The sequence below is a fragment of the Flavobacterium lindanitolerans genome (assembly GCF_002846575.1).
In the GTDB taxonomy this organism is placed as follows: domain Bacteria; phylum Bacteroidota; class Bacteroidia; order Flavobacteriales; family Flavobacteriaceae; genus Flavobacterium; species Flavobacterium lindanitolerans.
In genome coordinates, this window is sequence record NZ_PJND01000013.1 from 15,501 (window position 1) to 41,920 (window position 26,420).

Consider the following 26,420-nt stretch of genomic DNA (forward strand, 5'->3'; position numbering starts at 1 on the left):
TGCCGTTTTATTGTTTTTGTGCGCCCAAATGTAAATATTAAATATCAAATTTTCAATAAGATTGCCTAATTTTGGCGCTATGGCTAAAGAAAACTATAACGTTATCGGAGTTATGTCAGGCACATCCTTGGATGGTATTGATCTGGCCCATATAATTTTTAGTCGGTTGGAAAACCGCTGGCACTATCAAATTGAGGAAACCAAGGCAGTTCCTTATACGGAAGACTGGGTTTTCAGACTAAAAAAAGCAGTAGATTTTTCACCAGAAGAACTCGAAAAACTAAATACAGATTATACCTTATTATTAGGTAATGTGATTTCTGATTTTATCGCAGCAAATCAGTTGGAAAATCTGGATGGTGTATGTTCTCACGGACATACAATCCTGCACCAGCCCCAAAACGGTTTTACCTTGCAGATTGGAAATCTTCCGGAAATAGCAAAACTTACCAATCAGAAAGTAATCTGCGATTTCCGCGTACAGGATGTGGAATATGGCGGACAAGGAGCTCCATTGGTTCCAATTGGTGACCGTTTCCTGTTTCCCGAATATGATTTTTGCCTGAATCTTGGCGGCTTTTCCAATATTTCCTTTAAACAGGATGATAAAAGAATCGCATTTGATATTTCTCCTGTCAATACGGTACTTAATTTTTATGCCGACCTATTAGGTTATGAATATGACGACAAAGGAACGATTGCGCGAAGCGGAACTATTTCTGAATTGCTATTACAGGAACTTAACAACATTGATTTTTATGCTCAGGCCTATCCTAAATCCCTAGGCTATGAGTTTGTAAAAACAATCATACTGCCTATGATGGAAAGACATAACATTTCCATAGAAGACAAATTGCGGACTTTTACAGAGCATATCGCTATACAGACTTTGTTAGCCGTTCCTAAAAAAACAGGAAGACTTCTGGTAACCGGAGGTGGCGCCTATAATGAATTTTTACTCGAGAGAATGGCCTTCCATTTACCTGAAATGAAATTCGAAGTGCCGGATGACAAAACAGTACAATATAAAGAAGCGCTGATTTTTGCCTTGCTTGGCGTTTTAAAACTGCAAAATGAAGTGAATGTACTGGCTAGCGTGACCGGAGCCAAACACGACCACAGTTCAGGAAAAATATTCCTGCCATAAACGGAATTTCTAAAACTTTGCGCATTGATGCTTTTAAAACTATATTTGCAAACCAATAAAAAACAACATACAAATAATACAATATAATGAAAGATTTACTTAAGAAATTTGAGAATAAAGAGCCTGAAATAATATTCAACTGGAAAGATTCCGAAACTGAAGCCGAAGGGTGGACAGTAATCAATTCGCTTCGCGGTGGTGCTGCCGGAGGTGGAACAAGAATGAGAAAAGGACTTGACGTGAATGAGGTTCTCTCTTTGGCAAAAACCATGGAGGTAAAATTTTCAGTTTCAGGGCCGGCAATTGGCGGAGCTAAATCCGGTATCAATTTCGACCCGAACGACCCAAGAAAAAAAGGCGTTTTACAAAGGTGGTATAAAGCCGTTTCTCCTTTATTGAAAAGCTATTACGGAACCGGAGGCGATTTGAATGTTGATGAAATCCACGAAGTAATTCCAATGACTGAAGAATGCGGTGTATGGCACCCACAAGAAGGAGTTTTCAACGGACATTTCAAACCAAGCGAAGCTGATAAAATCAACAGAATCGGACAATTGCGTCAAGGTGTTGTAAAAGTTATTGAAAATCCTATCTACTCTCCTGATGTAAACCAAAAATATACAGTAGCCGACATGATTACCGGTTTTGGTGTTGCGGAAGCGGTGCGTCATTTCTATGACATCTACGGCGGAAACATCAAAGGTAAAAAAGCCATCGTTCAGGGATTTGGAAATGTTGGTTCTGCCGCGGCTTATTACCTGGCTAATTCAGGAGCGAAAATCGTGGGTATTATCGACAGAGATGGCGGAGTTATCAACGAAAACGGTTTTACTTTTGAAGAAATCAGAAATTTATTCGTTAATAAAAACGGCAACCAGCTTGTAGCAGACAATATGATTTCTTTTGCAGAAATCAATCAAAAAATATGGACTATCGGTGCTGAAATCTTCACTCCGTGTGCTGCTTCAAGATTGGTTACTCAAGAGCAATTAGACAATATGGCGGCTGCCGGATTGGAAGTGATTTCATGTGGTGCCAACGTTCCATTTGCTGATAAAGAGATTTTCTTTGGCCCGATTATGGAAGCTGCCGACAAAAAGATAAGCCTGATTCCTGATTTTATTTCAAACTGCGGAATGGCAAGGGTATTTGCTTATTTCATGGAGAAAAAAGTACAGATGACAGACGAAGCTATCTTTAGCGATACTTCTGAAACCATCAAAAATGCAATCCAGAAAGCGCATGACCTGAATGCTGACAAGAAAAACATCAGCGCCACTGCTTTCGAAATTGCCCTAAAACAGTTGGTCTAATTATTGATAGTATTCAGATAACATTTTTTCGATAATTACGTTATCTTTATCAAGCATAATTCGCAAAAACTATGAATGTCACCCTTTCTGACGAACAAAAAAAATCCTTAGCCATCACAACAGCTTTGTTTGCGTTGCTGCTATTGCTTTTGTTTCTGATCAAATTTGCTACCGAGGAAAGAATCCAGGAACTTGCCGGAGGCGGAGGTGGAGGTGTGACCGTAAATTTTGGCGATAGTGAGTTTGGTTCTGGTGCTGATTATACCAGTGAGGTTTTAAAAGTAACCCAAACGACAAAGTCAGCACCACAGCCAACAGCCAGTTCACAGGAAGACATTTTGACGCAAGACTCTGATGAGGATGCTGTTTCTGTTACCGAAACAAAAAAGCCTGTCAAAACAGAAGTCAAAAAACCTACTACTACTCCGGTTGAAGTCAAAAAACCATCCAAATCCACAAATGATGCACTTTCCAGCATTTTGGGTGGTGCCAATAAAGGCGGTGATGGTGACGATGGAATATCGGGAAATAAAGGAAAGCTGAATGGCGATAAAAATTCCAACAATTATTATGGCGATGGTGGCTCTGGCGGAGGAACCGGAGGCGGGAACGGACCGGGTAACGGTCCCGGAAATGGACCGGGAAGCGGACCAGGCTCTGGCGGCGGAAGCGGAGGCGGTTATTCGTTAGGAAACCGAAAAGCTTTGTCAAAACCAATGCCCAACAGCGATTGCAGTAATGAAACCGGGATTGTTGTTGTTGAAGTGTCTGTAGATAAAAACGGCAATACCATTAGCGCTACTGCCGGAATCAAGGGAACTACCATTACAGCCAAATGTTTAAGAGACCAGGCAAAACAAGCCGCCATGAGAACCAAATGGCAGGCAAGCAGTGATGCCCCTGACCGCCAGGTTGGTAAAATCATTTATAACTTCGGCTTAAATTAAATTACTGAAATCATCTCCTGATGACCTATACCGAAACCTTAGACTGGATGTTTAGCCAGCTGCCAATGTATCAAAAACAAGGCGCTTCGGCTTACAAAGAAGACCTGACCAATACTGTTTTATTAGCCAACCATCTTCATCATCCGGAAAAGAACATTAAAACAATTCATGTAGCCGGAACTAATGGAAAAGGCTCTACCTCTCATTTTCTGGCTTCGATTTTACAGGAAGCCGGATATAAAACCGGACTCTATACTTCTCCTCATTTAAAAGATTTCAGGGAAAGAATAAAAATTGACGGCAAAGAAATCTCAGAAGATTTTGTGATACAATTTATCGCTGCAAACAAATCTTTTTTTGAACAGAACCAGTTGAGTTTTTTTGAAATGACCGTTGGACTGGCCTTTGATTATTTCCGTCAGGAAAAGGTAGATATTGCCATTATTGAAGTGGGTATGGGCGGGCGATTGGATTCCACCAATATCATTTCTCCTTTACTTTCTGTTATTACCAATATCGGGATGGACCATGTACAGTTTTTAGGCAATACGATGGAAAAGATTGCTTTTGAAAAAGCCGGAATCATCAAACCAAAAACTCCTGTAGTTATTGGAGAATATACTACAGAAACAAGACCCGTATTTGAGAAAAGAGCAACAGAAATGCAGTCTGAAATATACTTCGCTTCCGATTTAACCAACACTACCTTCCCTTCTACCCTTACGGGAGATTATCAGGAACAAAATAAGAAAACCGTATTACAGGCCGTTCGCGCACTGCAGTCGCAGGGTAATTTTCTAATTTCAGAAGAAAATATAAAAGATGGACTCTGGAATGTCATAAAAAACACCGGATTGCAAGGACGTTGGCAGCAATTAAAAGAAGCTCCTAAGGTAATTTGCGATACAGCCCATAACAAACACGGACTGGAAATTGTTATGAAACAGGTCGCTCGTCAAAAATTTGACATTCTGCACATTGTTTTGGGTGTTGTAAACGACAAAGATTTGGATGATGTACTGCCTCTTTTTCCAAAAAATGCCAAATATTATTTTTGCAGGCCCAATATTCCCCGCGGACTAGACGCAACAGCATTACAAGAAAAAGCAGCAACTTTTGGGCTTAACGGAAAAGTATACTCCTCTGTTGCAGAAGCTTACAAAAACGCTTTAGAAAATGCTTCTGAAACGGATTTTATCTACATTGGCGGAAGCACATTTGTAGTGGCAGAAATTTTATAATTTTTACGAATATTGTTTGCAGATATAAAAAAACAGTCTATATTTGCACTCGCAAACAAGTTCACCGAACACCATTACAATAATCAAAATGATGTGAGGTAATAAGGGCGATTAGCTCAGTTGGTTCAGAGCATCTGGTTTACACCCAGAGGGTCGGGGGTTCGAATCCCTCATCGCCCACAGAAACTTAAGCCTCACCAGGAAATCCTAGTGAGGCTTTTTCTTTGGCACAACGTTTATAAATTTTGCCACAGGATGTTTGTTTTCAGCAATGGCTAAAAAAGTAAAACCTCACTAACAGCTTTCTCCCGACCTTCACAATACATCTGTCAATCCAGGCAACCTATCTTTACTTTCAAACTTGTTTACTTACTAACCGTATCATAAAAAAATCCCAAACTCTTATCAGAATTTGGGATTTAGTCATTAAGCAATTGTTTTATTTATTTTTTTATAATTTTAATAATTTTCGCGGAATCACCACTAGTTACCTTAACAAAGTAATTCCCTGACGGTAAATTCGAAAATTCCACTACTCCGTCATTCGCATTTATCGATTTGGCATATACTTCCTGGCCCAATACATTATTTACACTTATAGTATTAATTGTATGGCTATATTTAATGTACAGCACGTCCGAAGTTGGATTTGGATAAAAACTAAGCTTTGCATCATTAAAAGAATTCGTACCCAAGGCAACCGAAACCGTTACCGGATATGGAGCGCTGCTACAACCTTGACTTGTCGTATAGACTGCATAATAAGTAGCTCCGTTCACCAAAGTTGTAGTGCTGTTCAGCGGATTAGTATGTGATATTGCATCCGATTCAGAGGCATACCAGACAACAGTTGACGGACTGATAACAATATCAGAGATTGTTGCATCACCGGAAACGTCAACGGTTATTGTCTGGGACGATTCACCAACCGGAGATTCCGAATTGTTTATGGTTAAATTTAATATTGCCGTGTTGGTACATCCGGAAGCGTTGGTCGTAACATGGGTGTACGTTCCGCTCATTGTGTAAGTCGTTCCGTTTGCCGCCCACGTATAACTGTCGCAGGCCGTTTCGGTAGCGCTTGATGTCGTGCTGTTGTTGATGGTCAGGTTCAGCGTTGCGGTGTTCGTGCATCCGGAAGCGTTGGTCGTAACATGGGTGTAGGTTCCGCTCGTTGTATAAGTCGTTCCGTTTGCCGCCCAGGTATAACTGTCGCAGGCCGTTTCGGTAGCGCTTGATGTCGTGCTGTTGTTGATGGTCAGGTTCAGCGTTGCGGTGTTCGTGCATCCGGAAGCGTTGGTCGTAACATGGGTGTAGGTTCCGCTCGTTGTATAAGTCGTTCCGTTTGCCGCCCAGGTATAACTGTCGCAGGCCGTTTCGGTAGCGCTTGATGTCGTGCTGTTGTTGATGGTCAGGTTCAGCGTTGCGGTGTTCGTGCATCCGGAAGCGTTGGTCGTAACATGGGTGTAGGTTCCGCTCGTTGTATAAGTCGTTCCGTTTGCCGCCCAGGTATAACTGTCGCAAGCCGTTTCTGTAATGCTTGACGTCGTGCTGTTATTGATGGTCAGGTTCAGCGTTGCGGTGTTCGTACATCCGGAAGCGTTGGTCGTAACATGGGTGTAGGTTCCGCTCGTTGTATATGTCGTTCCGTTTACCGCCCAGGTATAACTGTCGCAGGCCGTTTCGGTAACACTCGATGTCGTACTATTGTTGATAGTCAGGTTCAGCGTTGCGGTGTTCGTGCATCCGGAAGCGTTGGTCGTAACATGGGTGTAGGTTCCGCTCGTTGTGTAAGTCGTTCCGTTTTCAGCCCAGGTATAACTGTTACAAGCCGTTTCGGTAACGCTCGATGTCGTGCTGTTATTGATGGTCAGGTTCAGCGTTGCGGTGTTTGTACATCCGGAAGCGTTGGTCGTAACATGGGTGTAGGTTCCGCTCGTTGTGTAAGTCGTTCCGTTTTCAGCCCAGGTATAACTGTTACAAGCCGTTTCGGTAACGCTCGATGTCGTGCTGTTATTGATGGTCAGGTTCAGCGTTGCGGTGTTTGTACATCCGGAAGCGTTGGTCGTAACATGGGTGTAGGTTCCGCTCGTTGTGTAAGTCGTTCCGTTTTCAGCCCAGGTATAACTGTTACAAGCCGTTTCGGTAACGCTCGATGTCGTACTGTTGTTGATGGTCAAATGCAATTCATTACTGGTAACCGAATCGATATAGATTCCGCTTGTAGTATAAGTTATTCCAGTAGCTGCCCAGGTATAGCTGTCACAGGCCGTTTCAGTTACGATCATACTTCCCGGACAGGCAATCAATGTCGGCACCTGCAGTCGCCCTGTAAGCCCGTCACCCAATTGCGAGTAATTGTTATAGCCCCAGGCCCAGAATGAACCATCATTTTTTATAGCTCCGGAAAATAATGAACTTGTACCTACTGAAATGGTACGCCAGTCATTTTCAGTACCAATTTGAGTAGGAACCAATACATCCGCAGTGCTTGCCCCTAAGCCCAACTGGTAGTATGTATTCTGTCCCCATGCCCATATCGTACCGTCAGTTTTCCTACCAATACTGAAGAAAAAACCTGCCTTAACGCTTTCCCAGTTAGTATCAGTTCCCACTTGCGTAGGTACTGAGTATCCGGAAGTAGTACCGTTACCCATTTGGCCACGTCCGCCCGTTCCCCATGCCCAAAGTGTCCCATCCGTTTTTAAAGCTAAGGCATGGCTTACACCACGGCTTACACTCTTCCAATTGGTGGCTGTTCCTAGCTGAACAGGCGAACGTTTGTCAGCAGTTGTGCCATCACCAACCTGACTGCCTTCGCCCCAACCCCAAAGTGTACCATCCGTTTTTACAGCGATTGTGACATTATTTCCTGCAGAAACACTCTTCCAACCCGTTCCGATAAGTCTGGGAGTAGTCCTGTTGGTAGTGGTACCGTCACCTAACTGGCCATGATCGTTTAGACCCCAGGCATACATGGTTCCATCATTCGTAATTGCCACTGTATGATCATATCCTGCAGCTACGCTAGACCAGACATTACTGGAGGATACCTGAGTTGGGATGGTTCTGTTAGTGGTATTACCAAGCCCTAACTGGCCGCTGGAATTAAAGCCCCATGTCCAAAGCGTCCCATCTGCTTTTATGGCTACTGTATGGAATTGCCCGCCTTCTATATTTTGCCAGTTTGAAGCAGTACCGACCTGGGTTTTTACCGGAGTATTAGTAGTATTACCGATTCCCAATTGGCCATAGTTATTTCTACCCCAGGCCCAAAGTGTTCCGTCTGATTTGATTACAAAAGTACAGGAGGATCCTGCGCCGGCCTTTTGAACACATTGCGCTGACAACTGTAGGCTTAGTGATACTAATAAAATTGTAATTATTCTTTTCATATTTGTTATTGCGGGTTAATAAATTTTCGACGGCAAACATATAAAGCATTTTGTAGGTTCCAAAGAAACTGACAGAAAATATTATATACAAGTTTACTATTTCACATTTTCATTGAACATCTTTTAAACAGCCTGCACAAAGTATTGGGTACTATCGATATGGAGCAAATTGTAAATCGAAACCATAAATTCAATGTATGTTCAAGAAAGTATTCCGGCATTTTTAATGGGTTATCACCATATTCGCCTGTACAGATTAATGATTAGATTGATTATCTTATTCTTTGAACATTGAACGATAATGACGAAATGCAAATCACGAAATCACACAAATACGTTACAATGATAGTTCAAAAGCAAGAAAAAATCCGGAACAATGAACAAGTGCTAACTATAAGCGGATTACTGTAAACCATTACAGGATATTCGTTCTTTTCAGGACGTGTTTAAAAACAAGAAAATCCAAATGTTGGGACTTCAAACGGAGTACTTTTACTGTGTTAAAATAATCAATCCAAAAGTTTTTTTTGTGTAGTATTGTAAAACGGTTATTGATGATGCGGCAAATACACTTCTACAACAGTGAAGATATATCGTGTTTGGGCATATAACTTGTTAGCACTGTATCGAACAATACCAAAACCAATGGAGTACAAAATAATAAAACCTTATAAAGATTTAAATCCTTTTATTCATTTTTACTGGGAATTAAAAGGAAACGAAGCCGAACTCCAAAGAGAACGGGTTTTCCCTGATGGCTGTGCCGGCATTCTAATAAATTTGGGAGATACTTGTTTGACGGATAACGGTTCAGTTTCTATGGAGTTTGGAAAAACCTATATAGTTGGTGCAATGAATTCTTTCAAAGATAGCTTTATTAACATTAACACTCATTTGTTAGGTGTTTGCCTGAAACCTGCAACTTTTGCTAATTTCTATAATTATGCTGACCAAAATGAGCTGACTAATGATACTGTTGAATTTGAAAAACACAACTCATTTGATATTGATAAAATAGTTGACAACCCATTCCGCTACTTTGACCATTTCTATTCTGAAAGAGTAAAAAGCCAACACATCCAATTACAACCCGTTATTAATGACATACATTTGACAAACGGGCAAATAAGTATTTCCGAACTATCAAAAAAGAACTTTACAACCGTAAGGCAGCTTGAAAGGAATTTTAAAAAATACATCGGATTAACTCCAAAAGAATATTCCAATATTATTCGATTTCAGAATGCACTGCGTGTGATTAAAAATTCCAAACAAGACCGGAGTTTATTAGATATAGCCTTTGAATGTGGTTATTATGATCATTCGCACCTTAGTAATGAAATCAGACGGAATACCGGACTTTGGCCATCACATCTGTAATTTGTCGCATTTTTACAAAGCATTATTGTTTGTCTAAAAATAAATTTGCAAAAACATTAAATGCATAATAGATGCGAAAAATATCACTTTTCATTGCAATGAGTTTAGATGGTTACATTGCAAAACCTAATGATGACCTCAGCTTTCTGAAACTCGTAGAAAAAGAGGGGGAGGATTATGGCTATTCGGAATTTGTATCAACAATTGACACAATAATTATTGGCAGAAAAACCTATGATTATGTATTAAAAGAAATCGGTCCATCCCATTACGATAACGGACAAAGAGATGTGTATGTCATTACAGGAACGGAACGTCCTCAGCTAGGCAGAACTATTTTCTATACGGGAAGCATTACCGACTTAGTTAAACAATTGAAATCCGAACAGAGAAAGAATATATATTGCGACGGTGGTGCTGAAATAATAAATGAGCTAATGAAGCATACTTTAATAGATGAATTCAAAATTTCGGTTATCCCGGTTTTATTAGGCAACGGAACGAGACTTTTCAAGGATGGAAGACCTGAACAAATACTTGAATTCGTGAAGGCAAAAACGTTTGATACAGGATTAACACAGTTGCATTACAAGAGTAAAAACAATAATGAATCCTAAAAAACCAGGCTGAACTCTTCGGTTGGGCTTTTATGTAAGCTGAACCTCTTAAAACATCCACACCTTAAAAACCTACCCCTTTTTTTATTTTTTCACAATGTTCTGTTACATTTCAAAAGGAGTCTCGTCTTAATGCAAAAGAGTTTTAAAAAATCATATTTTTAAAATCAATCATCAAAAAATAGAACGACCTATGAAACTTTTGACTACCTTATTTTTGGCAGCATTTTTTGCATTCAGCTCATTTGCACAATCCAGCTCACCAACATGGAACAAATTTCTTTCGGACTTGCAAAAAGCACAAGTCGAGTATAACAAACATTATCCCGCAAAGGAATACCAACAGGCCGCTACAGTTTTAAACACAGTTGCTACTTCATTAGATAATTTAAAATTAACTGAAAAAGAAAAGCAGGAATTCCAACCTACCATTAAAGATGTATATGCCAATGTTTACTATAATTTGGCTTGTTTACAATCATTATTAAATGAAAAAAAACAAGCAATTGCCAGCTTTGAAAAAGCAATAGACTGGGGTTATAAAGATTATCAGAATGCGCTAAATGATGCCGATTTAACAAACATTCGCAAGGAGAAAAAGTTTATAAAGGCATTTAGTCAATTAAAACAATACGACAAGTTATTCCTGCTACAGCAATCCGGGAATTACATATCAGAAAATAAAAGTTCTTTACCCGCCTTTAATTATCAGGCAGCAAATGACCGCAATCTAACAGAAGTGAAACGATATTTCAAGTTGGATTCTATAGCCGGAACAGGTGATGAAGTTTCAAAAATAATCAATATCATGTTGTTTGTTACCAACAGTATCAAATATGACGGTACCAATTGGGCACTATGTGAATTTGATGCCATTGATTTTTATAACTACCATAAGGCAACAGGCAAAGGAATCAATTGCAGACACAAGGCTATGACATTAAATGAAATGTATCTCGCAATGGGTTTTAAATCACGCTACGTAACCTGTATGCCAAAAGACGACACGGATACCGACTGCCATGTCATTAATAGTGTATATTCAGAAACGCTAAAAAAATGGCTTTGGATGGATGCTTCTCACGGGGCTTATGTCATGGACGAAAACAATAACCTGCTGAGTATTGAAGAAGTTAGGGAACGATTAAGAAACAATCAGTCCATGAAGTTAAATTCAGAAACGAAAGTAACCAAAATCTGGTATCTTGATAATTATATGGCCAAAAACCTATATTGGATTCAGTGCACTAACAAAAGCCAGTTCAATACAGAAAGCAGATACAGACAAGCCGATGCCGATTTACAATATATTTCGCTCATCCCAACTGGTTTTGACAAAGACAGTAATAAGTATCTAAAAAATAATGTTATCACTCATGACCCTGCTTATTTTTGGAAATCGCCTGAAATAAAAACCCAGCAGTAAAAAATTTGTGAGAAGAATCAGGTTTTGAAAACTGATTACTACAAAAGGATAGTAACAAAACTACATTAGTTATTTTACTTAAATAAAAAAACCGCAGTTAATAACTGCGGTTTTAAACAACCTTATACTATTTATTATTTTTTGATGCTATTGATAAAAGTCTGGAGAAGCGCATCAGTTTCTTCCAGAGTATTTCCGTTATTTTTTACAGAGCTTGAAATGATAAGGGTCAGTTTTGGATTCGTTGGATGTTCCAGGATGTAAATAACAAAGTTCCCTTTTGGAGTCCATTTGGTCGCATTAATATGCTCACGTTCATCCGTACTGCTTTTAAATGCATAGCCTTTCATGCCATTGATAGTAACTGTTTCAAACAAATTCATCAGGTTACTATTCTTGGCTTCTTTGTTGACACGGTAGGAAAGTTTAGACAGCCTGTTTTTCGAATCCAGCAAATCGTTGATATGGTCCCAAGGCAATGTATATTTCTGAATATCATAATCCTTAAATGGTTTTTTATCATTCATCTGGTTATAATTCGCATAGAACGTTCCTGCATGAATAAAATCGTCTGCTACTTCTTTGGCGTTCAGCCCCGGATATTTATCACTATCAAGAGCAAAAGCAGTATACCATATTTTGTCTTTTTCAATGAGCCTATATCCAATCTCAGTCTCTTTTCTGCCTAACATCCCGTTTTGCTTGGTGTCCATATCCCCCGCTATATTGGTCTTATCGATAGTAAGGTCGAGGAATGGCATAGTCACATTTTTTGCGTCCCAAATCGGCACGTTGAATGTCATAGGCTCTAACAATCTTACACTTTGCCCGTACTGTCTGTAACCTGTTTCTTCAGCAACGTACAACCCGATTTTTACCTGTATGGTTTTCTGAGCTTCTTGCCCAACGGCTGCTGACAATATCCAATCAAGCGTATTGCCATTGCTAAGAAAACCTCCTTCACCAAATACTTTATACTTTGTTGTTGGGGTGTTACTTTTAAAAAAATCTTCGATGGCAACATAGCCGTCTTTTTGAAGGAAAAAAGACTGGATATCTTTTTTATTTGCGTCAAGAAGCTGAACATAGAGTGCGCTTATTCCGGAAATAATGGTGACTTTTTTCTGATTCTTAAAACCAACCTGCAGCGATGCAAGATCTTTTTTGGAGACGCTTGCTCCTTCTTTGATTGCCTTCCCGTTGATATAGGCAGAAAGTTGCGCATAACTGGTAGCGCTCATCGCCAAAAACAGAACAAATAGAATTTTTTTCATTTTCAGATGTTTTATATTAAGCTTAAATAATCTCAAAAAAACCACAACCTTTCGGCTGTGGTTCACCAATGAATTAAGTAAGATGTTGTTGATTTATTTTTTAGGAACGAATTTCATCGTCGTATTATTTATCAATAACGACAAGCTTTCCGGACTAATTTCCCAAATAGTCCATTGAAACGGATCCAATGCGCCTTCAGGCATTACGTTTAGAGTTTTGTCCTCATCAGTAAGCGACCAGGTTCCAGTGTAATTTTTGATTGTATTGGTATGGTCCATCATTTCAACGGTAACTTTCCCATCAGCACCAAGATTCAATTCACTTTTTCCTTTCATATCAGCCAGTACTTTTTCAAGCTGTGCTTTATATGCCTCTTTATCCTTTGCTGCATTAAGGCCCACATTGTAATTAATGTCATCTACCACCCAAACTTTTGTCAAAGTTTCTTTGACTGATGCCGGAGCTTTTGTCTCAACAGCTTCTGTAGCGGTGCTGTCTGTAGCAACCGTATCGTTTTCTTTAGTTTCTTTTGATCCGCAGGATACCGCTAGCGCAATGACCAGCCCAAACATTACATTTCTTAATTTCATAATTATAAAAATATTTAAACAGTTAGTTATTGATTTCGTTTAGCGTCCACTACGCAGGCTTTCGGCATTCTTTTTCTTCGCAATCCAGAAAGCAAATAATGCTACAACAATAAGTGGGATTCCTGTTATTAGTGCCAATGTTCTTCTTGAAAATCCTGAATATTTCCCTCCATCAATGTCAGGCGAAATAAAATAAGTAGCCAGTAAAAGTAGAATAGATGCCACCAGCAAAGTCTTTGACGATTTCAAATTCGGACGAAAAAGGAATACTCCGAAAACAATTGACAACAACATAGAAGACCCGAACAATACTTGTACAATTGTAAAGGTAGATTCGGCCGGGAGTTTTTTAATATCCGATTCTGCTTCTGCTATCTGGCTTTCGATTTGTACTTTCGATTCGCCTGTCATGTTCTTGGCTTCTTCTTTCAATAAAGCAAGGGATTGCTGTGCCTCAGCAATTGCTGCCTGACTTTCACGAAGTTCAGTCTTATCGCGCTCAGCTCTCCAGATGGATGCAGCGCTTGCAAACAAAATAAGCAAAATGATAAAGACTCCTAAAATGCGTACTGTTGTTTTCATTTAAATTGATTTAGGTTGTAATAAAGTTAAGTTTGGCCGTTTCAGAAAACTTGATGTTCCTGAACCACATTGCAATACTAAATCAAAAAGAAATGAAAATTCGGACCGATGAACCTGCGTAGCTTTTTACAGGACTATCGTTTGGAATGAAAGAAGAAATGTTTTAAACGTAAAAAACTTACATATTCTCGAGCAGCAAAAGAAATTCTTCTTTTTTACGTACTGATAGAGGTATCGTAAGCTTGTTTTGCATTACGATTGTGTTCCCGCCATCCGACTTTATAAAATGGTCGAAATAGGCCATATTGACCAGGTGTGACTTGTGAGTACGGAAAAAATTATAAGGCACCAACATTGTTTCATATTCTTTGAGATTCGTAGAAACAATAAGTTTTGGAGCATTAATAAAATTAAAGGTAGTGTAGTTTTTATCGGCTTCGCAGCTTACAATATCCTGAATATTGACCGAATAGATTTTATCGGCAGTTTTGAGTATCAGTTTTTGAAGATTCTTTGGGCGTTCGATATTGGAAAACAGATTATTGAGTTTTGTATCGAAAATCTCTTTATTGAACGATTCCTGCGCTTTTTTTACCGCATCGACCAGCTCTGTGGCATCAAGCGGCTTCAGCAGGTAGTCAATAGCAGAAAAACGGAAAGCACGGATTGCAAAATCCTCATAGCCTGTAATAAAAATAACCTTAAATTGAATTGGTTTTAGTTTCTGGAGCAGATCAAAACCCGTTCCGTCGCTCATCTCAACATCAAGAAAAACAAGATCAGGTGAAGTGAGTTTTATTAATTTCACACCCGACTCTACTGAATCTGCCTGTCCGATTATTGAGATATTCGGACAATTTGATTTTATAATCGCAATATTTTCTTTTCTAATGCGCTCAATATCATCAATAACGACAGCTCGTATCATATAATTCTAGTTTTCGTAAATATAAGGAATTTCAAATGTTAGTCATCGAAACCGCTAAAAAATATCAGTGCAAGAAAATCTTATTAAAACGATTAACACAAACTACTCAACGTTAATAACCCAAAACGCAACGTTGCTTAATTTAATTATATATTGACATTTCTTTCTTCTATATTTGAATCATTCTAAAGATTTTTCAGAAATGAAACAACTGACCAAAAATAAAAAAGAATATTCATAATTATAACATTATTTTAAAAAAATGAATAAAACAGCACTCCTCCTTATTATGGCTTTAGTAAGCTTTACAATTACCAAAGCACAAACTATCGAATCCGGTAGCCGAAGCACCATTGGTTACATTAAAAGTGATGGAACTATTGAAAACAGCAGCCGCTCAACGGTTGGTTATATCAGAAGCGATGGCACTATTGAAAACAGTAGCCGGAGCACCATTGGTTACATTAAAAGTGATGGAACTATTGAAAACAGCAGCCGCTCAACAGTTGGCTATGTAAAGAGTGATGGAACTGTAGAAAACAGCAGCCGCTCCACTCTGGGCTATATCAAAGATGACGGAACGGTTGAGAATGCCAGCCGCAGTACTATTGGTTATGCCAAAGGAATAAAGAAAGAATGGGTGGCGGTTGTATATTTCTTTTTTAAGATGTAACCCCAAAAAAAAACAAAGAGATAAACTATTAAAACATACTATAAAATGGGATTTTTTACAAAAAAAGAAAAAAAGGAAGAAACTGCTAAAAGCAACCTGTTACTGGCAATGCCAATGTTTAACAATGGAGAAAGATTTGATATCGACAAAGTAATAGCCTACCTCCAATCTGATTGGGGAATTGACGTAACGGATATCGATAAATCTACAGAAGCAGCGAGTTTTTATGTTCAGGGAGAAACAGTCGTTTTGGCAACAGTAGCAGCGCAAATTCCAATGGGCGACATTCAAGGAGCTGCACAGTATGCCTATAACTGGCCAACTGCGGTAAAAGATTTGGAGAATCACAATGTACACGGACTGGTAACTATATTATCAAGTAACACTACCGCTAAAGAACGCTTTGGAATTTTGACAAAAGTACTAACGGCCATTCTTGCAACAAGCAATTGTATTGGAGTATACCAGGGCACTCAATCCTTGCTTATCCCAAAAGCACAATATCTTGATAGTGCAGAGGCATTAAAATCAAATCAAATTCCTCTCGACCTGTGGATTTACATCGGTATTCGCAGAGGAGAACAGACGAATAGTGCCTATTCTTACGGATTGACCGCTTTTGATAAACTGGAAATGGAGTTTGTAAATGCTCCTCTTGGTTTAAGAGAATTACACACCTTTTTAAGTCAGATTTGTGCTTATGTTATCAACAGCAATGTTACCTTTAAAAGTGGTGAAACATTAGGCTATACGGCTGAGCAGAAAATCAAAATAACACAATCAAAAGGAAAATTTGTAGAAGGAGAATCTTTCAAACTGGAATTGTAAAAAATTCTAATGCTATTATTCTCATTAAACAATAAAAGTCATGGCAGATTTAAAAAGGGAAGAACTAAAGAAACTTTTATCTCCTATCAATAAAGAATTAAGAATTCACGGCGGAAATGAAAATACCGTTAAAATTACAAAGTTAAAAGCTGAGCAAATTGACTTTTTATTGGAATTATTAAATGTTCATTTAGATGATTACAAAACTTTTGCACGGACAAAACTGGAAGAGTTCCATGCAGAAGATATTAAAACGTTGGTTAACTATAAAATGCCTGTCAGTATACACAAAATCACGTTGCCCGAAAATGATGATGAAAATTCTACCTGGAAATTAATTATTGGCAGACTAAGATTTGGTTCTACAGAAATCATATTAGACCTGAAAAAATGGGAAATTATTGACGATACATTGGTAGGTTAAATTAATACGGAAGGATATGAGTTTTTTAAATAAAATGTTGAAACAAAAAATGAAAGACGACCAAAATTTCACAAATGAGCAATTCGCAGAATATCATAATCTAAAGCTAAAATCAATAGAATCTGTTTTAGGGGTTTCGGCTGAGACTGTCGGGCATTCAATAATTCCATTTGGAACTATTGCTGACATGACTGTCGGGGCTGTTGACATGTATTATTTCCCAAATCATATATCCGGTACAGGACTTACAACCATGCAGTTAATCACCCCTGATGGAAATGGTCCTAAAAATAAAAAAGGCACGTATGAATTAATCGCTTTTACGAAACAAACTTATAATAATCCGGAGCAGGAACCACCCACACAATTCAATCAAATTGAAAGACGTATTTGTGACACTTTTACGCAGATTGCCGGCGTGGCCTCTAAAAAGGAATTTAATCCTTTAGAAATATGCCAGTTAAAAGACAATGATGGCAAAAACAAATACATCATTTTTGATCTTTACAAAGAATTCAAAATTGGAAAACAAAAGCATCATTTGTTGCTATGCATTGAAATTTTTGAAGAAGAATTGGCTACAATAGAAATGTTTGGACACAAAGGTTTTGTAAATATGTTGAAAATGATCAATATTTATCCTTACAGTGATCTGGACAGAAATTGGGTGGGAGTCAGATAATTAAGAAATATGATTTGTGATTTATTTAAAAAAAAATACTCTGGTACAATATGTTTGACCTTGAAGGCAGAGGAAAAGAAATTAAACTTGCTAAAAAAGGAACTTCCATGATACTTGCAGGAACAGTCCTGATATTCATTATTGATTACTCCTTATGGAATTTAGATTTTATAGTCGATAGTCTTTCAGATACTTCATTTGAAACCATGACTCTATTGGGTTCAAAACTTATAGGTAAAACAGTAGGGCTTCTGTCAATTGGCTTGTTTTATCTGTTGATTTTTGGAATGATGAACAGAAAAAGCTTTTTTGAACAAACATTGCAAGAGTACGAAACAATGTCACTGGTAGAAAAAGAAGAAGTAGCACAAAAAGGAAAATACCTAATCGTAATACCGTTTGCTCTGGCTTTGTTATTGTTATTTTATATTATGCTTTTTAGATTAGACTAACTCAAAATTAATAACTGGAAATTTACAAAACATCCACTTGAAAAAAAACATGATAGAAAAACTGAACATTGATCTAAGCCAGACACCCGAAAAATTCCAGGATTTAGGTCATGAAATACTTGATTTTTTGATTGGCAAACTGTTGCTGATCGATGCATTAGAACAGGAAATATATGATCGCTATCAGGTTTTGGAAGAGAAAAGAGCTTCTCCCAATCAAACACATCCCGATGAAGAAGATTTATGGGACGAATATGCCCAACGTTGCAAAGAAATAATTGCGCCAATCAGTATAAAAACCTATAACGATTCGCGTTCCTTTGGAAAACCAACCGCTTACGAATATTTAAGCTATCCCGACACAAAAATCAGCCTTATAATGAAATCGGAAAATCGTGCTGTAGTAGAAACCTATTTTGAACATGGGATAGCCAAAAAGGAACAATTTGTACTGAAAAAAGACAATAATAGTTGGAAAATTGACACCAAAAAATATGGCTTTCCAGACGAAGACAAATGGTGGAAAGATGAAATATAGTATTTGATTTCTTAAAGCAGTAACAACAAAAACCCCGATACATCTATCGGGGTTAAAATTATTTCTGATTTTCCTTTATGCGCATGAAGAACTATTAATCATTTATTTTTTTGTGTTCAAATGTCCATATTGATTCATAAGACGTAATACGTTTTCCATCCTTAAAAAGATCGATATGAAGTTTTATCGGAATCAGGGTTGAGGTAAGTGTCAGGTATTGGTTGTCTTTTGACATTTTCCATTTTCCTTTATGCACTTCGTCGCCAATAAGGCTTTCAAATTTGCCATTTTCATAAAACACCTGATATACCTGGTCTGTCTTAAAGAAATCCTTAATATCTTTTTCCTGTCCGTTATGTGTATAACGTAAGAGTTGCCATTTTCCAATAAGTTCTTTGGCAGTTTGCCCTTTTGCAGTTAAACAGGTAACGCAGAGAAATAATGTGAATAGTGTTGTTCTCATTGTGGTAGGTTTAGCAGATGGTTAAATGTACGAAAAACGGTTGGTAATTGATAGTTTATAGTGGATAATTAGTAGTGAATAGTTTTAAAGATATTCTGTTCTTAATTCTTTGGTGAAATATTTTTTAACATCCTAACAATTATTTTAACAAATCAATACATTTGTTGCCAACATCCGATGCCAATCATTACAAACAAGTAAAAGATTGAAGCAAAAGACAATTCAGCATTGATAAAAACGCCACGTATAATTTTATAAAGACAATTAAAATAGAATGAAAAAAGAAGTCCAACTTTCTAAAGAATTTAAAAATCAAGCTGCAAAATCAATTTTTGCAATCTGCTTTTTTGTACTGACCTATTTAATCATCTTACTTTTAGCACTAGTCTTGACCGGACTGAGCGTTGCCGGAGGTTTCTCTCTTATTGCATTAAAACCCAATTTTTTGACCATTGCATTGGGAATAGGCTTGGCGAGTTTGGGAATTTTAATTGTGGCTTTCCTATTGAAGTTTATTTTTAAATCTCATAAAGCAGACCGTTCGCACTTAATAGAAATTAAAGAATCCCAAGAACCAGAATTATTTCAAATGATCCGTGACCTTGTTCTTGAAGTGGGAACCACCTTCCCTAAGAAAGTGTATTTATCATCTGAAGTGAATGCCGCAGTATTTTATGACTCTAGTTTTTGGAGTATGTTTTTACCTATAAAAAAGAATCTTCAAATAGGATTAGGATTGGTAAATACGGTAACCAAAGAAGAATTAAGGGCCATATTGGCGCATGAGTTTGGTCATTTCTCCCAAAGAACAATGAAAGTTGGAAGTTATGTTTACAATGTAAATCAGGTAATCTTTAACATGCTCTATGACAATGAATCGTATGACAACCTCATCCAAAAATGGGCCAGCATAAGCGGCTATTTTTCAATATTTGTTATTCTTGCCGTAAAAATAAATCAAGGAATTCAGTGGATTTTAAGAAAGCTATATGGGGTGGTAAATAAAAGCTATATGGCACTTTCAAGAGAAATGGAGTTTCATGCCGATGAAATAGCCGCTAGTGTAACAGGCTATGAACCCTTGAAAAAATCACTTTTAAGAATGCCTTTAGCTGACAATTCTTTCAGTAATGTTTTAAGCTATTATAATACCAAGGTTTCAGAAAACATTATGAGCGAAAATATATATAATGACCAATCTTCCGTGATTCATTTTCTCGCAGAAACAAACAATCTTCCGTTTACAAATGGCCTTCCTGATATTGCGATAGAGGAACAAAGCAAATTTGACAAATCGAAGTTGGGCATTAAAGATCAATGGGCTTCGCATCCTTCAACTAATGACAGGATAGAACGATTGGAAAAAACGGGATTTTTAAGTCCGGGCCATGCTGATATGCCTGCGAATGAATTATTCAAAGACATAACAGCATTACAAAAGCAATTAACGAATAAAGTTTTTGAAAATGTAAGCTATCCGGAGGACACAATGGTCATGCCATCAGACCAGTTTATTGAAGAATACAAACAGCAGGTACAATTGAATTCATTTGCCAAAATATACAATGGTTATTATGACAACAAGAATCCTATATTTGATTTGAACGGCAATCCGGCTGAAAGCAAAATTGATTTTAATGAGTTGTATTCTGATGAAAAAGTTGATTTGGTTTATTCTTCCATCGCATTACAAAATGATATGGAAACACTCAAAAACATTGCAAACAAATCGTTTCCTATAAAATCTTTTGACTACGACGGATTCCGATACGAAAGAAAAGATGCTGACAGTCTCATAGAAAAACTAAAATCCGAACTCGATATCATTAATGCAAGAATCGAAAAAAATGATTCCGACATCTATCATCATTTTACTGAGATTGAGACCCGACTGAATAAACCTCAGCTGTTAAAATCTATCTACAATGACTTTTTTACATTTGATAAGATTTTCGACACAAAGTACGACCTGTATATCAAGCTCTTAAACGGACTGCAATTTGTGAACGTATCAACGCCTTTCGATCAGATTGCAAGCAATCTAAATTGTATTAACCCTATTGAGAGGGAGCTAAAGCAAGAAATCCACTTGCTAATGTCTGATCCTGTTTTGGCTACAGAAATTACACAAGATATAAGACACAGTCTTGAAGAATACACATCAAAGGAATGGGAGTATTTTAACGGAGCCAACTACCTTGACGGCAACTTAAACATCCTTTATACGGCCATGCATAACTATGCCTTTTTATTATCCAGAAAATATTTCCTTATGAAAAAGGCATTATTGACCTATCAGGAAGAACTAATGAAAAACCATACAACGCCGGTGGTCACTGAAAATTTCGCCTAATTTTATTACACATAATCCAAAAATGAATACACTAAAGTACATTCTTATCCTTTTGGTAGCGACAACCAACATTTATAACTCCCAAACTTCCAAAAGCAATGAGATTGATATTAAAGATTTCAAATAGTCAATTACCATTCCTGAAGGCTTTGATAAAGTGAGTGCAGCTAATCTATTTTTGAGAGCTACTTTTGATATTAAAAAGATAAAACTTAAACCTTTAAAATAAAACTAAGACATCCTTGACAAAGCTAAATTCATTACTTATCACCGTTATTTCAATAATCATAGTCCTGATCCATATTTATATTGGGCATTATTATGCTCCTCACGGAATTGATTTACTTCCTATAACAATGATTCTTGTTACCATCATGACATTTCAGTTTACAAATTTGAAAATTTATTTTAAGCTACTGATTACAGCTGTATTGTTTTTAATGCTCGACGTTGGAATAAAACTATATGCTGGTGGAACGCACGATCTTGAAGGATTAGAATGGATGTACGCATTTTACTTTATTGGGCTAATTCTTTGTTTGCCCATAATCCTATATAAGATCTTTAAAAATGCTGGGATAAATACAACAACTAAAATTTTACTTGTTATTCTTTTTATAGCCTTTTTGTATTTTCAAAAGAATATTTTTGGGAACTTAGGTTTAGGGAGGGATTTCCCAATAAATTGATTTAGGGATAATCTAGCTGTTTGTTTTTAAAGAACTAGTTTTTAAGCAAAATCCTAATCCCAACCAATGCCAAACAAATCGCCAGCACTTTAATAATATTTGTTCCTTTAACCCTATGCGAAAAATAGGCTCCCAATTGCGCACCGGGAATTACTCCTGCTGCAAGACAGACTACCATTTTTAATACTTCAGGATTGTTATAGGTACCATTCATGGCATGGACTATAACCGTAACCGTTGACATTACTGCCAGTATAAAATGCGAAGTAGCGGTTGCGATATACACCGGGAAATGCAGCCAATTGACCATGGCCGGCACATGAATAATTCCGCCGCCTATGCCTAAAAGGGGCGACATATAGCCTACTATAATACTGATGATAATACCATTGCGCTGGTTATAGCTGTATTGATAAACGGTGCCCATCTTATCAACCAATTTGCGGTGTTTTAGTCCTTTTTGCTGACTGTCGTCTTCCTGTACCTGTCTTTTTTCTGATTGCTTTTTAAAGAAAAGGAATACCGATAACGCAAGAAGCAAGACCCCGAAAATAATATTAAAAGATTCTTTTGGGATATACTGCACCGTAAACACACCCAATATAGAACCCGGAACCGTAAACAGCGCAAAAATAACACCTGCCTTGTAATCAATTTTCCCTGACTTTGCATAGGCCGCCGACCCAGAAATGGCATTTGCAGCCACTACAGCCATAGAAATAGCCGTAACGGTTTCGGGAGGCAAATCAGGATAAAACAATAACAACAATGGGACTAATATAAAACCACCACCCGCACCAATCAGCGTTCCACAGGTTCCGATGATAAAACCGGCCAATACTAAAAGAAAAAGCTCCAAACTAAAAAAGTATTAATTAGTATTCCAAAGATACATACAAAGTCCTTGGTTTTTGGTGTAAATTATTTCAGTATTCTTATTCCGCTTAATTATTTATATTAGTAACCTTTAAATCATTTCCATGAAAATTTTCAACACCCTGTTTATCATTATTATAACAGTCTCCGTATTTTTTAGCTGTAGCCGAAAACACTCCCAAAAAACAAACGTTCCAATTTCTGAAAATACTTTTAAACAAGACAGTCTGGCTTTTGAATTGTGCAAAATGTATGGCTTTGACCAGGGTATCAGGACCAACAAACTGAATTTTAACAAAAGGGAATTAATGCCTAAAATTGACTCTGTAAATTTTTCCAATATGGTTGATTTTATTATTAAGAATGGTTACCCAACTGAAGAATTAGTAGGTGAAAGAAACATGAAACATGAATGCGTTGAAGCTGCTGTTGCTGCAATTTTACTGCATAACCCACACAGACTTGTAAACGAAAAGGTATATTTTGATTTATTTCTAAAGGAAGTCAATAAAGGAAATATTGACAATGCTTTTTTTGCTTCGGTTTTAGACAAGTATTACTGGTTAAACAGTCCTAACAAAAAGCAAAGGAGAGTTTTTTATGGTTCACAGTTTGGAAAACCCTGTATTCAAACTAAAGAAGCGACCAATACGGCAAGAATTGAAATTGGCTTAAAACCATTGAATGATGAGGAATTTATAGATTGCGGACAAGAAGAATTAAATATGCCGAAAAAGAGAGATAAATAAAAACGCTTGGATGAAGCTATTAAGGCATAACTTAAAAAAGAATAGGCCCACAAAATAATTCTTTTTTATTGCCGTCAATAAATCAAAAATGAGAAAGATATTCTACATATTACTCTTCCCTCTCATCATAAACTGTAGTAAGAATAATAATTCTGATACTGTTTCTGAAGAAGATATATATTCTATTCTCAATTTTGTCATCAGTACAGAATTACCAAGATTCAGCAATACTCCCGGCAAGAGTTACATTACAGAAAGTTTTACAAATTTTTCACTTTCAAGTCAGGAAGAATATTTGAACAATAACCCTGATAGCCTTTTCAATAAAAAAGATATCGAATTTATTCATCAACAAATGGAAGATGCTGTAGACTTCAAACTCAACCAGAATTTTATAAAATCAAAGACAGTTATTTCATTTGACTCCCTACTGAAACTAAGAAATAAAGGCGAAAGAACCTGGAAATTTTGGGAACGCTTTTCCAAAAAATACGGAAAACACGAATACTTCTCTATCAGCAAACCTCTTTTTAGTGTAGACAAAAAAACAGCAATAGTAAGCTATGGGTTTCATTGCGGGAGTTTATGTGGTGAGGGATTAACAGAAATTTATAGATTAGTTAATGAGAAATGGATAAGAATCAAAACTATAGAAACCTGGGTTAGTTAAGAATTATTAAAACTACATTGAGGCATCTATATTTTGATTAATACAAAAACATTGAGGGCTATGACTAGTTTATTGGCAAGCCCTGAATTTAACCAATATCCTTGTCTCCTGCTTACCAAACAACTGGCATCTTGAGCAATACTAAAACATTTGTATATTTAACCACTTAACAAAAACTAAATCAATCAAATGAAAAAACTATTACTATTAGCCATGATTTTTATCTGGCAAAATAATTTTGCTCAGGTTTTAATATATACCGCAAAAAAGGAATTTATTCCGGCTGAAATCAGATTGGCCAATGACGAAATTATTTCAGGTTATATCAAAGAATTCAATGTCCCGAATGCCATTGAATTTACAGACTTCTCGTTTAATTTCAATCTTGAGTCCGAACTGCGTCTTGACCGTACGAAGTTCAACTTTAAGAAAACTCCGGATGGCGCTTCTGAAAAGATAGAGTTAAACAACATCAAATCCATTACTTTAAAAGGTGAGGATACGATTACCTATGAAAAATTAAAACTAAAAACAATCAACTCTAAACTGGAAGTCGTTGATCTGAAAAGGGAAATAATGGCTCCGCTTATTAAAAAAGGAAAAATCAATGTGTATGGATTGAGAGTATATGAATGTGGTCACGGGTGCTCTTTAATGTGGATATTGGCTTATATAAAGAAGCCTAATGATGAATTTGCCTATATTCCCGTTGATTATAACCGATTAAACCTATTTAACCTGGGAAAAATTGATGATAAGTTTTTTAAAGCCTTTGAGGAAGTTGGTAAAGATTGCCCGAAATTCCTGAGCTATCTGGAAACGAGAAAAGCCCAATTTAATGATAAGACCTACAAAAAAGAACTGTTAGCCGCCCGCAAACAATTTGATAAGGACAAAAAAGAAAAATTGAAACAGACAGATAAACGTGAAAGAAGAAAAATGGAAGATCAAATGGATACGGATTATTATTTGAAATTCTATTTGGATGAGATTGACGCCTATTCTTCAAGATGCCAATAATTACTACAATAAAAAAACGCTTCGGAAAACCGAAGCGTTTTTTTATTTTTTATCTGTGGCAATCACAAACTTTAAATTGTTTTTGACACCAATCTGGAGCAGGTCTACTAAATCCTGTACCTGCAGGTTATAAGGAATTCTAACAATTACGGTTTGGTCTCTGGCATCACCCATTTTTGTCAGCAATGCCGCTTCCAATTCATTAAAAGGAACATTCTGCTTATCGACATAATATTGTTTTTCTTCAGAAACCGACAGCGTAATGTGCTGTTTGTTCGTCTTGTCATTCTGCTGCGTTTTAGGCAGTGTCATCTTGATTACGTTCGGATTTGCGAGTGTTGAGATAATAAGGAAAAACAACAGCAAAAAGAACATAATATCACTCAAGGAAGAAGTAGCTACTTCCGCGTGAAATCTTCTATTTCGTTTTAGAGCCATCGTTAGGTCTTTGGATTATACTTACAAATTCCAAAATCTGTTTTTGGACATTCAAAGAAAAATTATCAATCATCCCGTTAAATAAGTGGTAGCCTGCATAAGCGATAATACCTACAACAAGTCCGGCACCACTACTAATCATCTTTTCATACAAACCTCCGGAAATGTTCCCGATACTGATATCTTCTGTTTGTGAAATGCTGTAAAAAATCTTGATAACTCCTGAAATCGTTCCAACGAAACCTAAAGTAGGTGCAATACCGGCAATAAGTCCCAAATGTCCCATTCTTTTTTCCATTTCTCCAATTTCGATATTGGCAGCTCTTTCCATATTGGATTCGATTTCAGAAATAGGTCTTCCAATAGTCAGGATTCCTTCTCTTAGAACATTGCCGGAAGCCGTGTTTGATCTTTCTGCCAATGATAAAGCTGCATTTATATTTCCGGAATTCAACTGTATAGCAATATCCTTAATCAAGTGCGAATCCTGCTTCGTTGCTTTTTTAATGGAAAGGTATCTTTCAAAAATCAGGTAGATGGTATAAAAAAGAAGAATTACAATCGGGATCAAAAATGCTCCTCCTTTCATCAGGAAGCTAAACAGGTTCATTTCTTCATTTTTGGCGATTCCCTCAATTACTGTATTCGTTGAAGCTTTTGCAATGGTATCAGTCTGCAGTAAAATTGTTGAAAATATCATAAATATAATACAGGGATTTGGTTA

Annotated in this window: 27 protein-coding genes and 1 tRNA gene; 19 read left to right on the forward strand and 9 right to left on the reverse strand. The window is 37.1% G+C overall.

Features of this window, described 5'->3' with window-relative positions; translation table 11 throughout:
* Nucleotides 1–79: 79 nt before the first annotated feature.
* The 5 genes from B0G92_RS16325 (at nt 80) to B0G92_RS16345 (ending at nt 4,828) form a co-directional block, all read left to right on the forward strand.
* Nucleotides 80–1,147 carry an anhydro-N-acetylmuramic acid kinase gene (locus B0G92_RS16325; RefSeq protein WP_101473039.1) on the forward strand — a complete coding sequence of 356 codons (1,068 nt, stop codon included), beginning with the start codon at nt 80–82 and terminating at the stop codon, nt 1,145–1,147.
* 86 nt (nt 1,148–1,233) lie between these two features.
* Nucleotides 1,234–2,460: a Glu/Leu/Phe/Val dehydrogenase dimerization domain-containing protein gene (locus B0G92_RS16330; protein ID WP_101473040.1), complete on the forward strand. Its 1,227-nt coding sequence runs from the start codon at nt 1,234–1,236 to the stop codon at nt 2,458–2,460.
* Between the two features lie 71 nt (nt 2,461–2,531).
* Nucleotides 2,532–3,407 carry a hypothetical protein gene (locus B0G92_RS16335; RefSeq protein ID WP_101473041.1) on the forward strand — a complete coding sequence of 292 codons (876 nt, stop codon included), beginning with the start codon at nt 2,532–2,534 and terminating at the stop codon, nt 3,405–3,407.
* Between the two features lie 20 nt (nt 3,408–3,427).
* On the forward strand, nt 3,428–4,648 hold the full coding sequence (locus tag B0G92_RS16340) for a bifunctional folylpolyglutamate synthase/dihydrofolate synthase (RefSeq protein ID WP_101473042.1): 1,221 nt from the start codon (nt 3,428–3,430) through the stop codon (nt 4,646–4,648).
* Nucleotides 4,649–4,753: 105 nt separating this feature from the next.
* Nucleotides 4,754–4,828 (forward strand) — tRNA-Val (locus B0G92_RS16345).
* 263 nt (nt 4,829–5,091) lie between these two features.
* Here the strand turns inward: B0G92_RS16345 and B0G92_RS16350 are convergent.
* Entirely contained in the window at nt 5,092–8,043 is a 2,952-nt protein-coding gene (locus tag B0G92_RS16350; protein WP_101473043.1) for a T9SS type A sorting domain-containing protein, read from the reverse strand.
* 645 nt (nt 8,044–8,688) lie between these two features.
* Between B0G92_RS16350 and B0G92_RS16355 the strand changes: the two genes are divergently transcribed.
* The 3 genes from B0G92_RS16355 (at nt 8,689) to B0G92_RS16365 (ending at nt 11,466) form a co-directional block, all read left to right on the forward strand.
* Complete coding sequence (locus B0G92_RS16355) at nt 8,689–9,423, forward strand: helix-turn-helix transcriptional regulator (RefSeq protein WP_101473044.1); 735 nt, start codon at nt 8,689–8,691, stop codon at nt 9,421–9,423.
* A gap of 71 nt (nt 9,424–9,494) precedes the next feature.
* Nucleotides 9,495–10,040, forward strand: a complete 546-nt coding sequence (locus B0G92_RS16360) for a dihydrofolate reductase family protein (RefSeq protein ID WP_101473045.1) — start codon at nt 9,495–9,497, stop codon at nt 10,038–10,040.
* A 193-nt stretch (nt 10,041–10,233) separates the two neighbouring features.
* Nucleotides 10,234–11,466 carry a transglutaminase-like domain-containing protein gene (locus tag B0G92_RS16365; RefSeq protein ID WP_101473046.1) on the forward strand — a complete coding sequence of 411 codons (1,233 nt, stop codon included), beginning with the start codon at nt 10,234–10,236 and terminating at the stop codon, nt 11,464–11,466.
* A gap of 134 nt (nt 11,467–11,600) precedes the next feature.
* On the opposite strand, the gene B0G92_RS16370 is transcribed toward B0G92_RS16365, so the two are convergent.
* The 4 genes from B0G92_RS16370 to B0G92_RS16385 form a co-directional block, all read right to left on the reverse strand.
* Nucleotides 11,601–12,740, reverse strand: coding sequence for a hypothetical protein (locus tag B0G92_RS16370; RefSeq protein ID WP_101473047.1), 1,140 nt, complete (start codon nt 12,738–12,740; stop codon nt 11,601–11,603).
* Nucleotides 12,741–12,833: 93 nt separating this feature from the next.
* On the reverse strand, nt 12,834–13,331 hold the full coding sequence (locus tag B0G92_RS16375) for a hypothetical protein (RefSeq protein ID WP_101473048.1): 498 nt from the start codon (nt 13,329–13,331) through the stop codon (nt 12,834–12,836).
* 39 nt (nt 13,332–13,370) lie between these two features.
* Nucleotides 13,371–13,913 (reverse strand): hypothetical protein, encoded by a 543-nt coding sequence (locus tag B0G92_RS16380; RefSeq protein ID WP_101473049.1) that lies wholly within the window; start codon nt 13,911–13,913, stop codon nt 13,371–13,373.
* A gap of 178 nt (nt 13,914–14,091) precedes the next feature.
* Nucleotides 14,092–14,841 (reverse strand): LytR/AlgR family response regulator transcription factor, encoded by a 750-nt coding sequence (locus tag B0G92_RS16385; RefSeq protein WP_056069015.1) that lies wholly within the window; start codon nt 14,839–14,841, stop codon nt 14,092–14,094.
* Between the two features lie 262 nt (nt 14,842–15,103).
* On the opposite strand from B0G92_RS16385, the gene B0G92_RS16390 reads away from it, so the two are divergent.
* Genes B0G92_RS16390 through B0G92_RS16415 form a run of 6 tightly spaced genes read left to right on the forward strand, consistent with a single transcriptional unit; the run spans nt 15,104 to nt 18,438 of the window.
* Nucleotides 15,104–15,514, forward strand: coding sequence for a 5-fold beta-flower protein (locus B0G92_RS16390; RefSeq protein ID WP_101473050.1), 411 nt, complete (start codon nt 15,104–15,106; stop codon nt 15,512–15,514).
* Between the two features lie 45 nt (nt 15,515–15,559).
* Nucleotides 15,560–16,342: a DUF4261 domain-containing protein gene (locus B0G92_RS16395; RefSeq protein WP_101473051.1), complete on the forward strand. Its 783-nt coding sequence runs from the start codon at nt 15,560–15,562 to the stop codon at nt 16,340–16,342.
* A gap of 40 nt (nt 16,343–16,382) precedes the next feature.
* On the forward strand, nt 16,383–16,766 hold the full coding sequence (locus tag B0G92_RS16400) for a hypothetical protein (RefSeq protein WP_101473052.1): 384 nt from the start codon (nt 16,383–16,385) through the stop codon (nt 16,764–16,766).
* A 49-nt stretch (nt 16,767–16,815) separates the two neighbouring features.
* Nucleotides 16,816–17,448 (forward strand): hypothetical protein, encoded by a 633-nt coding sequence (locus B0G92_RS16405; protein WP_143395061.1) that lies wholly within the window; start codon nt 16,816–16,818, stop codon nt 17,446–17,448.
* Between the two features lie 50 nt (nt 17,449–17,498).
* On the forward strand, nt 17,499–17,900 hold the full coding sequence (locus B0G92_RS16410) for a hypothetical protein (protein WP_101473054.1): 402 nt from the start codon (nt 17,499–17,501) through the stop codon (nt 17,898–17,900).
* A 49-nt stretch (nt 17,901–17,949) separates the two neighbouring features.
* Nucleotides 17,950–18,438 (forward strand): hypothetical protein, encoded by a 489-nt coding sequence (locus B0G92_RS16415; protein WP_101473055.1) that lies wholly within the window; start codon nt 17,950–17,952, stop codon nt 18,436–18,438.
* A gap of 94 nt (nt 18,439–18,532) precedes the next feature.
* On the opposite strand, the gene B0G92_RS16420 is transcribed toward B0G92_RS16415, so the two are convergent.
* Entirely contained in the window at nt 18,533–18,901 is a 369-nt protein-coding gene (locus B0G92_RS16420) for a hypothetical protein (protein ID WP_101473056.1), read from the reverse strand.
* A gap of 274 nt (nt 18,902–19,175) precedes the next feature.
* Between B0G92_RS16420 and B0G92_RS16425 the strand changes: the two genes are divergently transcribed.
* Together B0G92_RS16425 and B0G92_RS16430 are read left to right on the forward strand one after the other, a co-directional pair.
* Nucleotides 19,176–21,254: a M48 family metalloprotease gene (locus B0G92_RS16425; RefSeq protein WP_101473057.1), complete on the forward strand. Its 2,079-nt coding sequence runs from the start codon at nt 19,176–19,178 to the stop codon at nt 21,252–21,254.
* A 242-nt stretch (nt 21,255–21,496) separates the two neighbouring features.
* Nucleotides 21,497–21,943 carry a hypothetical protein gene (locus B0G92_RS16430; protein ID WP_143395062.1) on the forward strand — a complete coding sequence of 149 codons (447 nt, stop codon included), beginning with the start codon at nt 21,497–21,499 and terminating at the stop codon, nt 21,941–21,943.
* Between the two features lie 34 nt (nt 21,944–21,977).
* On the opposite strand, the gene B0G92_RS16435 is transcribed toward B0G92_RS16430, so the two are convergent.
* On the reverse strand, nt 21,978–22,802 hold the full coding sequence (locus tag B0G92_RS16435) for a sulfite exporter TauE/SafE family protein (RefSeq protein WP_101473059.1): 825 nt from the start codon (nt 22,800–22,802) through the stop codon (nt 21,978–21,980).
* A gap of 121 nt (nt 22,803–22,923) precedes the next feature.
* Between B0G92_RS16435 and B0G92_RS16440 the strand changes: the two genes are divergently transcribed.
* The 3 genes from B0G92_RS16440 (at nt 22,924) to B0G92_RS16450 (ending at nt 25,258) form a co-directional block, all read left to right on the forward strand.
* Complete coding sequence (locus B0G92_RS16440) at nt 22,924–23,568, forward strand: hypothetical protein (protein ID WP_101473060.1); 645 nt, start codon at nt 22,924–22,926, stop codon at nt 23,566–23,568.
* Nucleotides 23,569–23,656: 88 nt separating this feature from the next.
* Nucleotides 23,657–24,238: a hypothetical protein gene (locus B0G92_RS16445; protein ID WP_101473061.1), complete on the forward strand. Its 582-nt coding sequence runs from the start codon at nt 23,657–23,659 to the stop codon at nt 24,236–24,238.
* Between the two features lie 189 nt (nt 24,239–24,427).
* Nucleotides 24,428–25,258, forward strand: a complete 831-nt coding sequence (locus tag B0G92_RS16450; RefSeq protein WP_101473062.1) for a hypothetical protein — start codon at nt 24,428–24,430, stop codon at nt 25,256–25,258.
* Between the two features lie 42 nt (nt 25,259–25,300).
* Here B0G92_RS16450 and B0G92_RS16455 read toward each other — a convergent pair whose 3' ends face one another.
* Both B0G92_RS16455 and B0G92_RS16460 read right to left on the reverse strand, forming a co-directional pair.
* Nucleotides 25,301–25,696, reverse strand: a complete 396-nt coding sequence (locus B0G92_RS16455) for an ExbD/TolR family protein (protein ID WP_056069041.1) — start codon at nt 25,694–25,696, stop codon at nt 25,301–25,303.
* Nucleotides 25,677–26,393, reverse strand: coding sequence for a MotA/TolQ/ExbB proton channel family protein (locus tag B0G92_RS16460; protein ID WP_056069110.1), 717 nt, complete (start codon nt 26,391–26,393; stop codon nt 25,677–25,679). The genes B0G92_RS16455 and B0G92_RS16460 overlap by 20 nt, the downstream gene beginning before the upstream one ends.
* Nucleotides 26,394–26,420 lie beyond the last annotated feature (27 nt).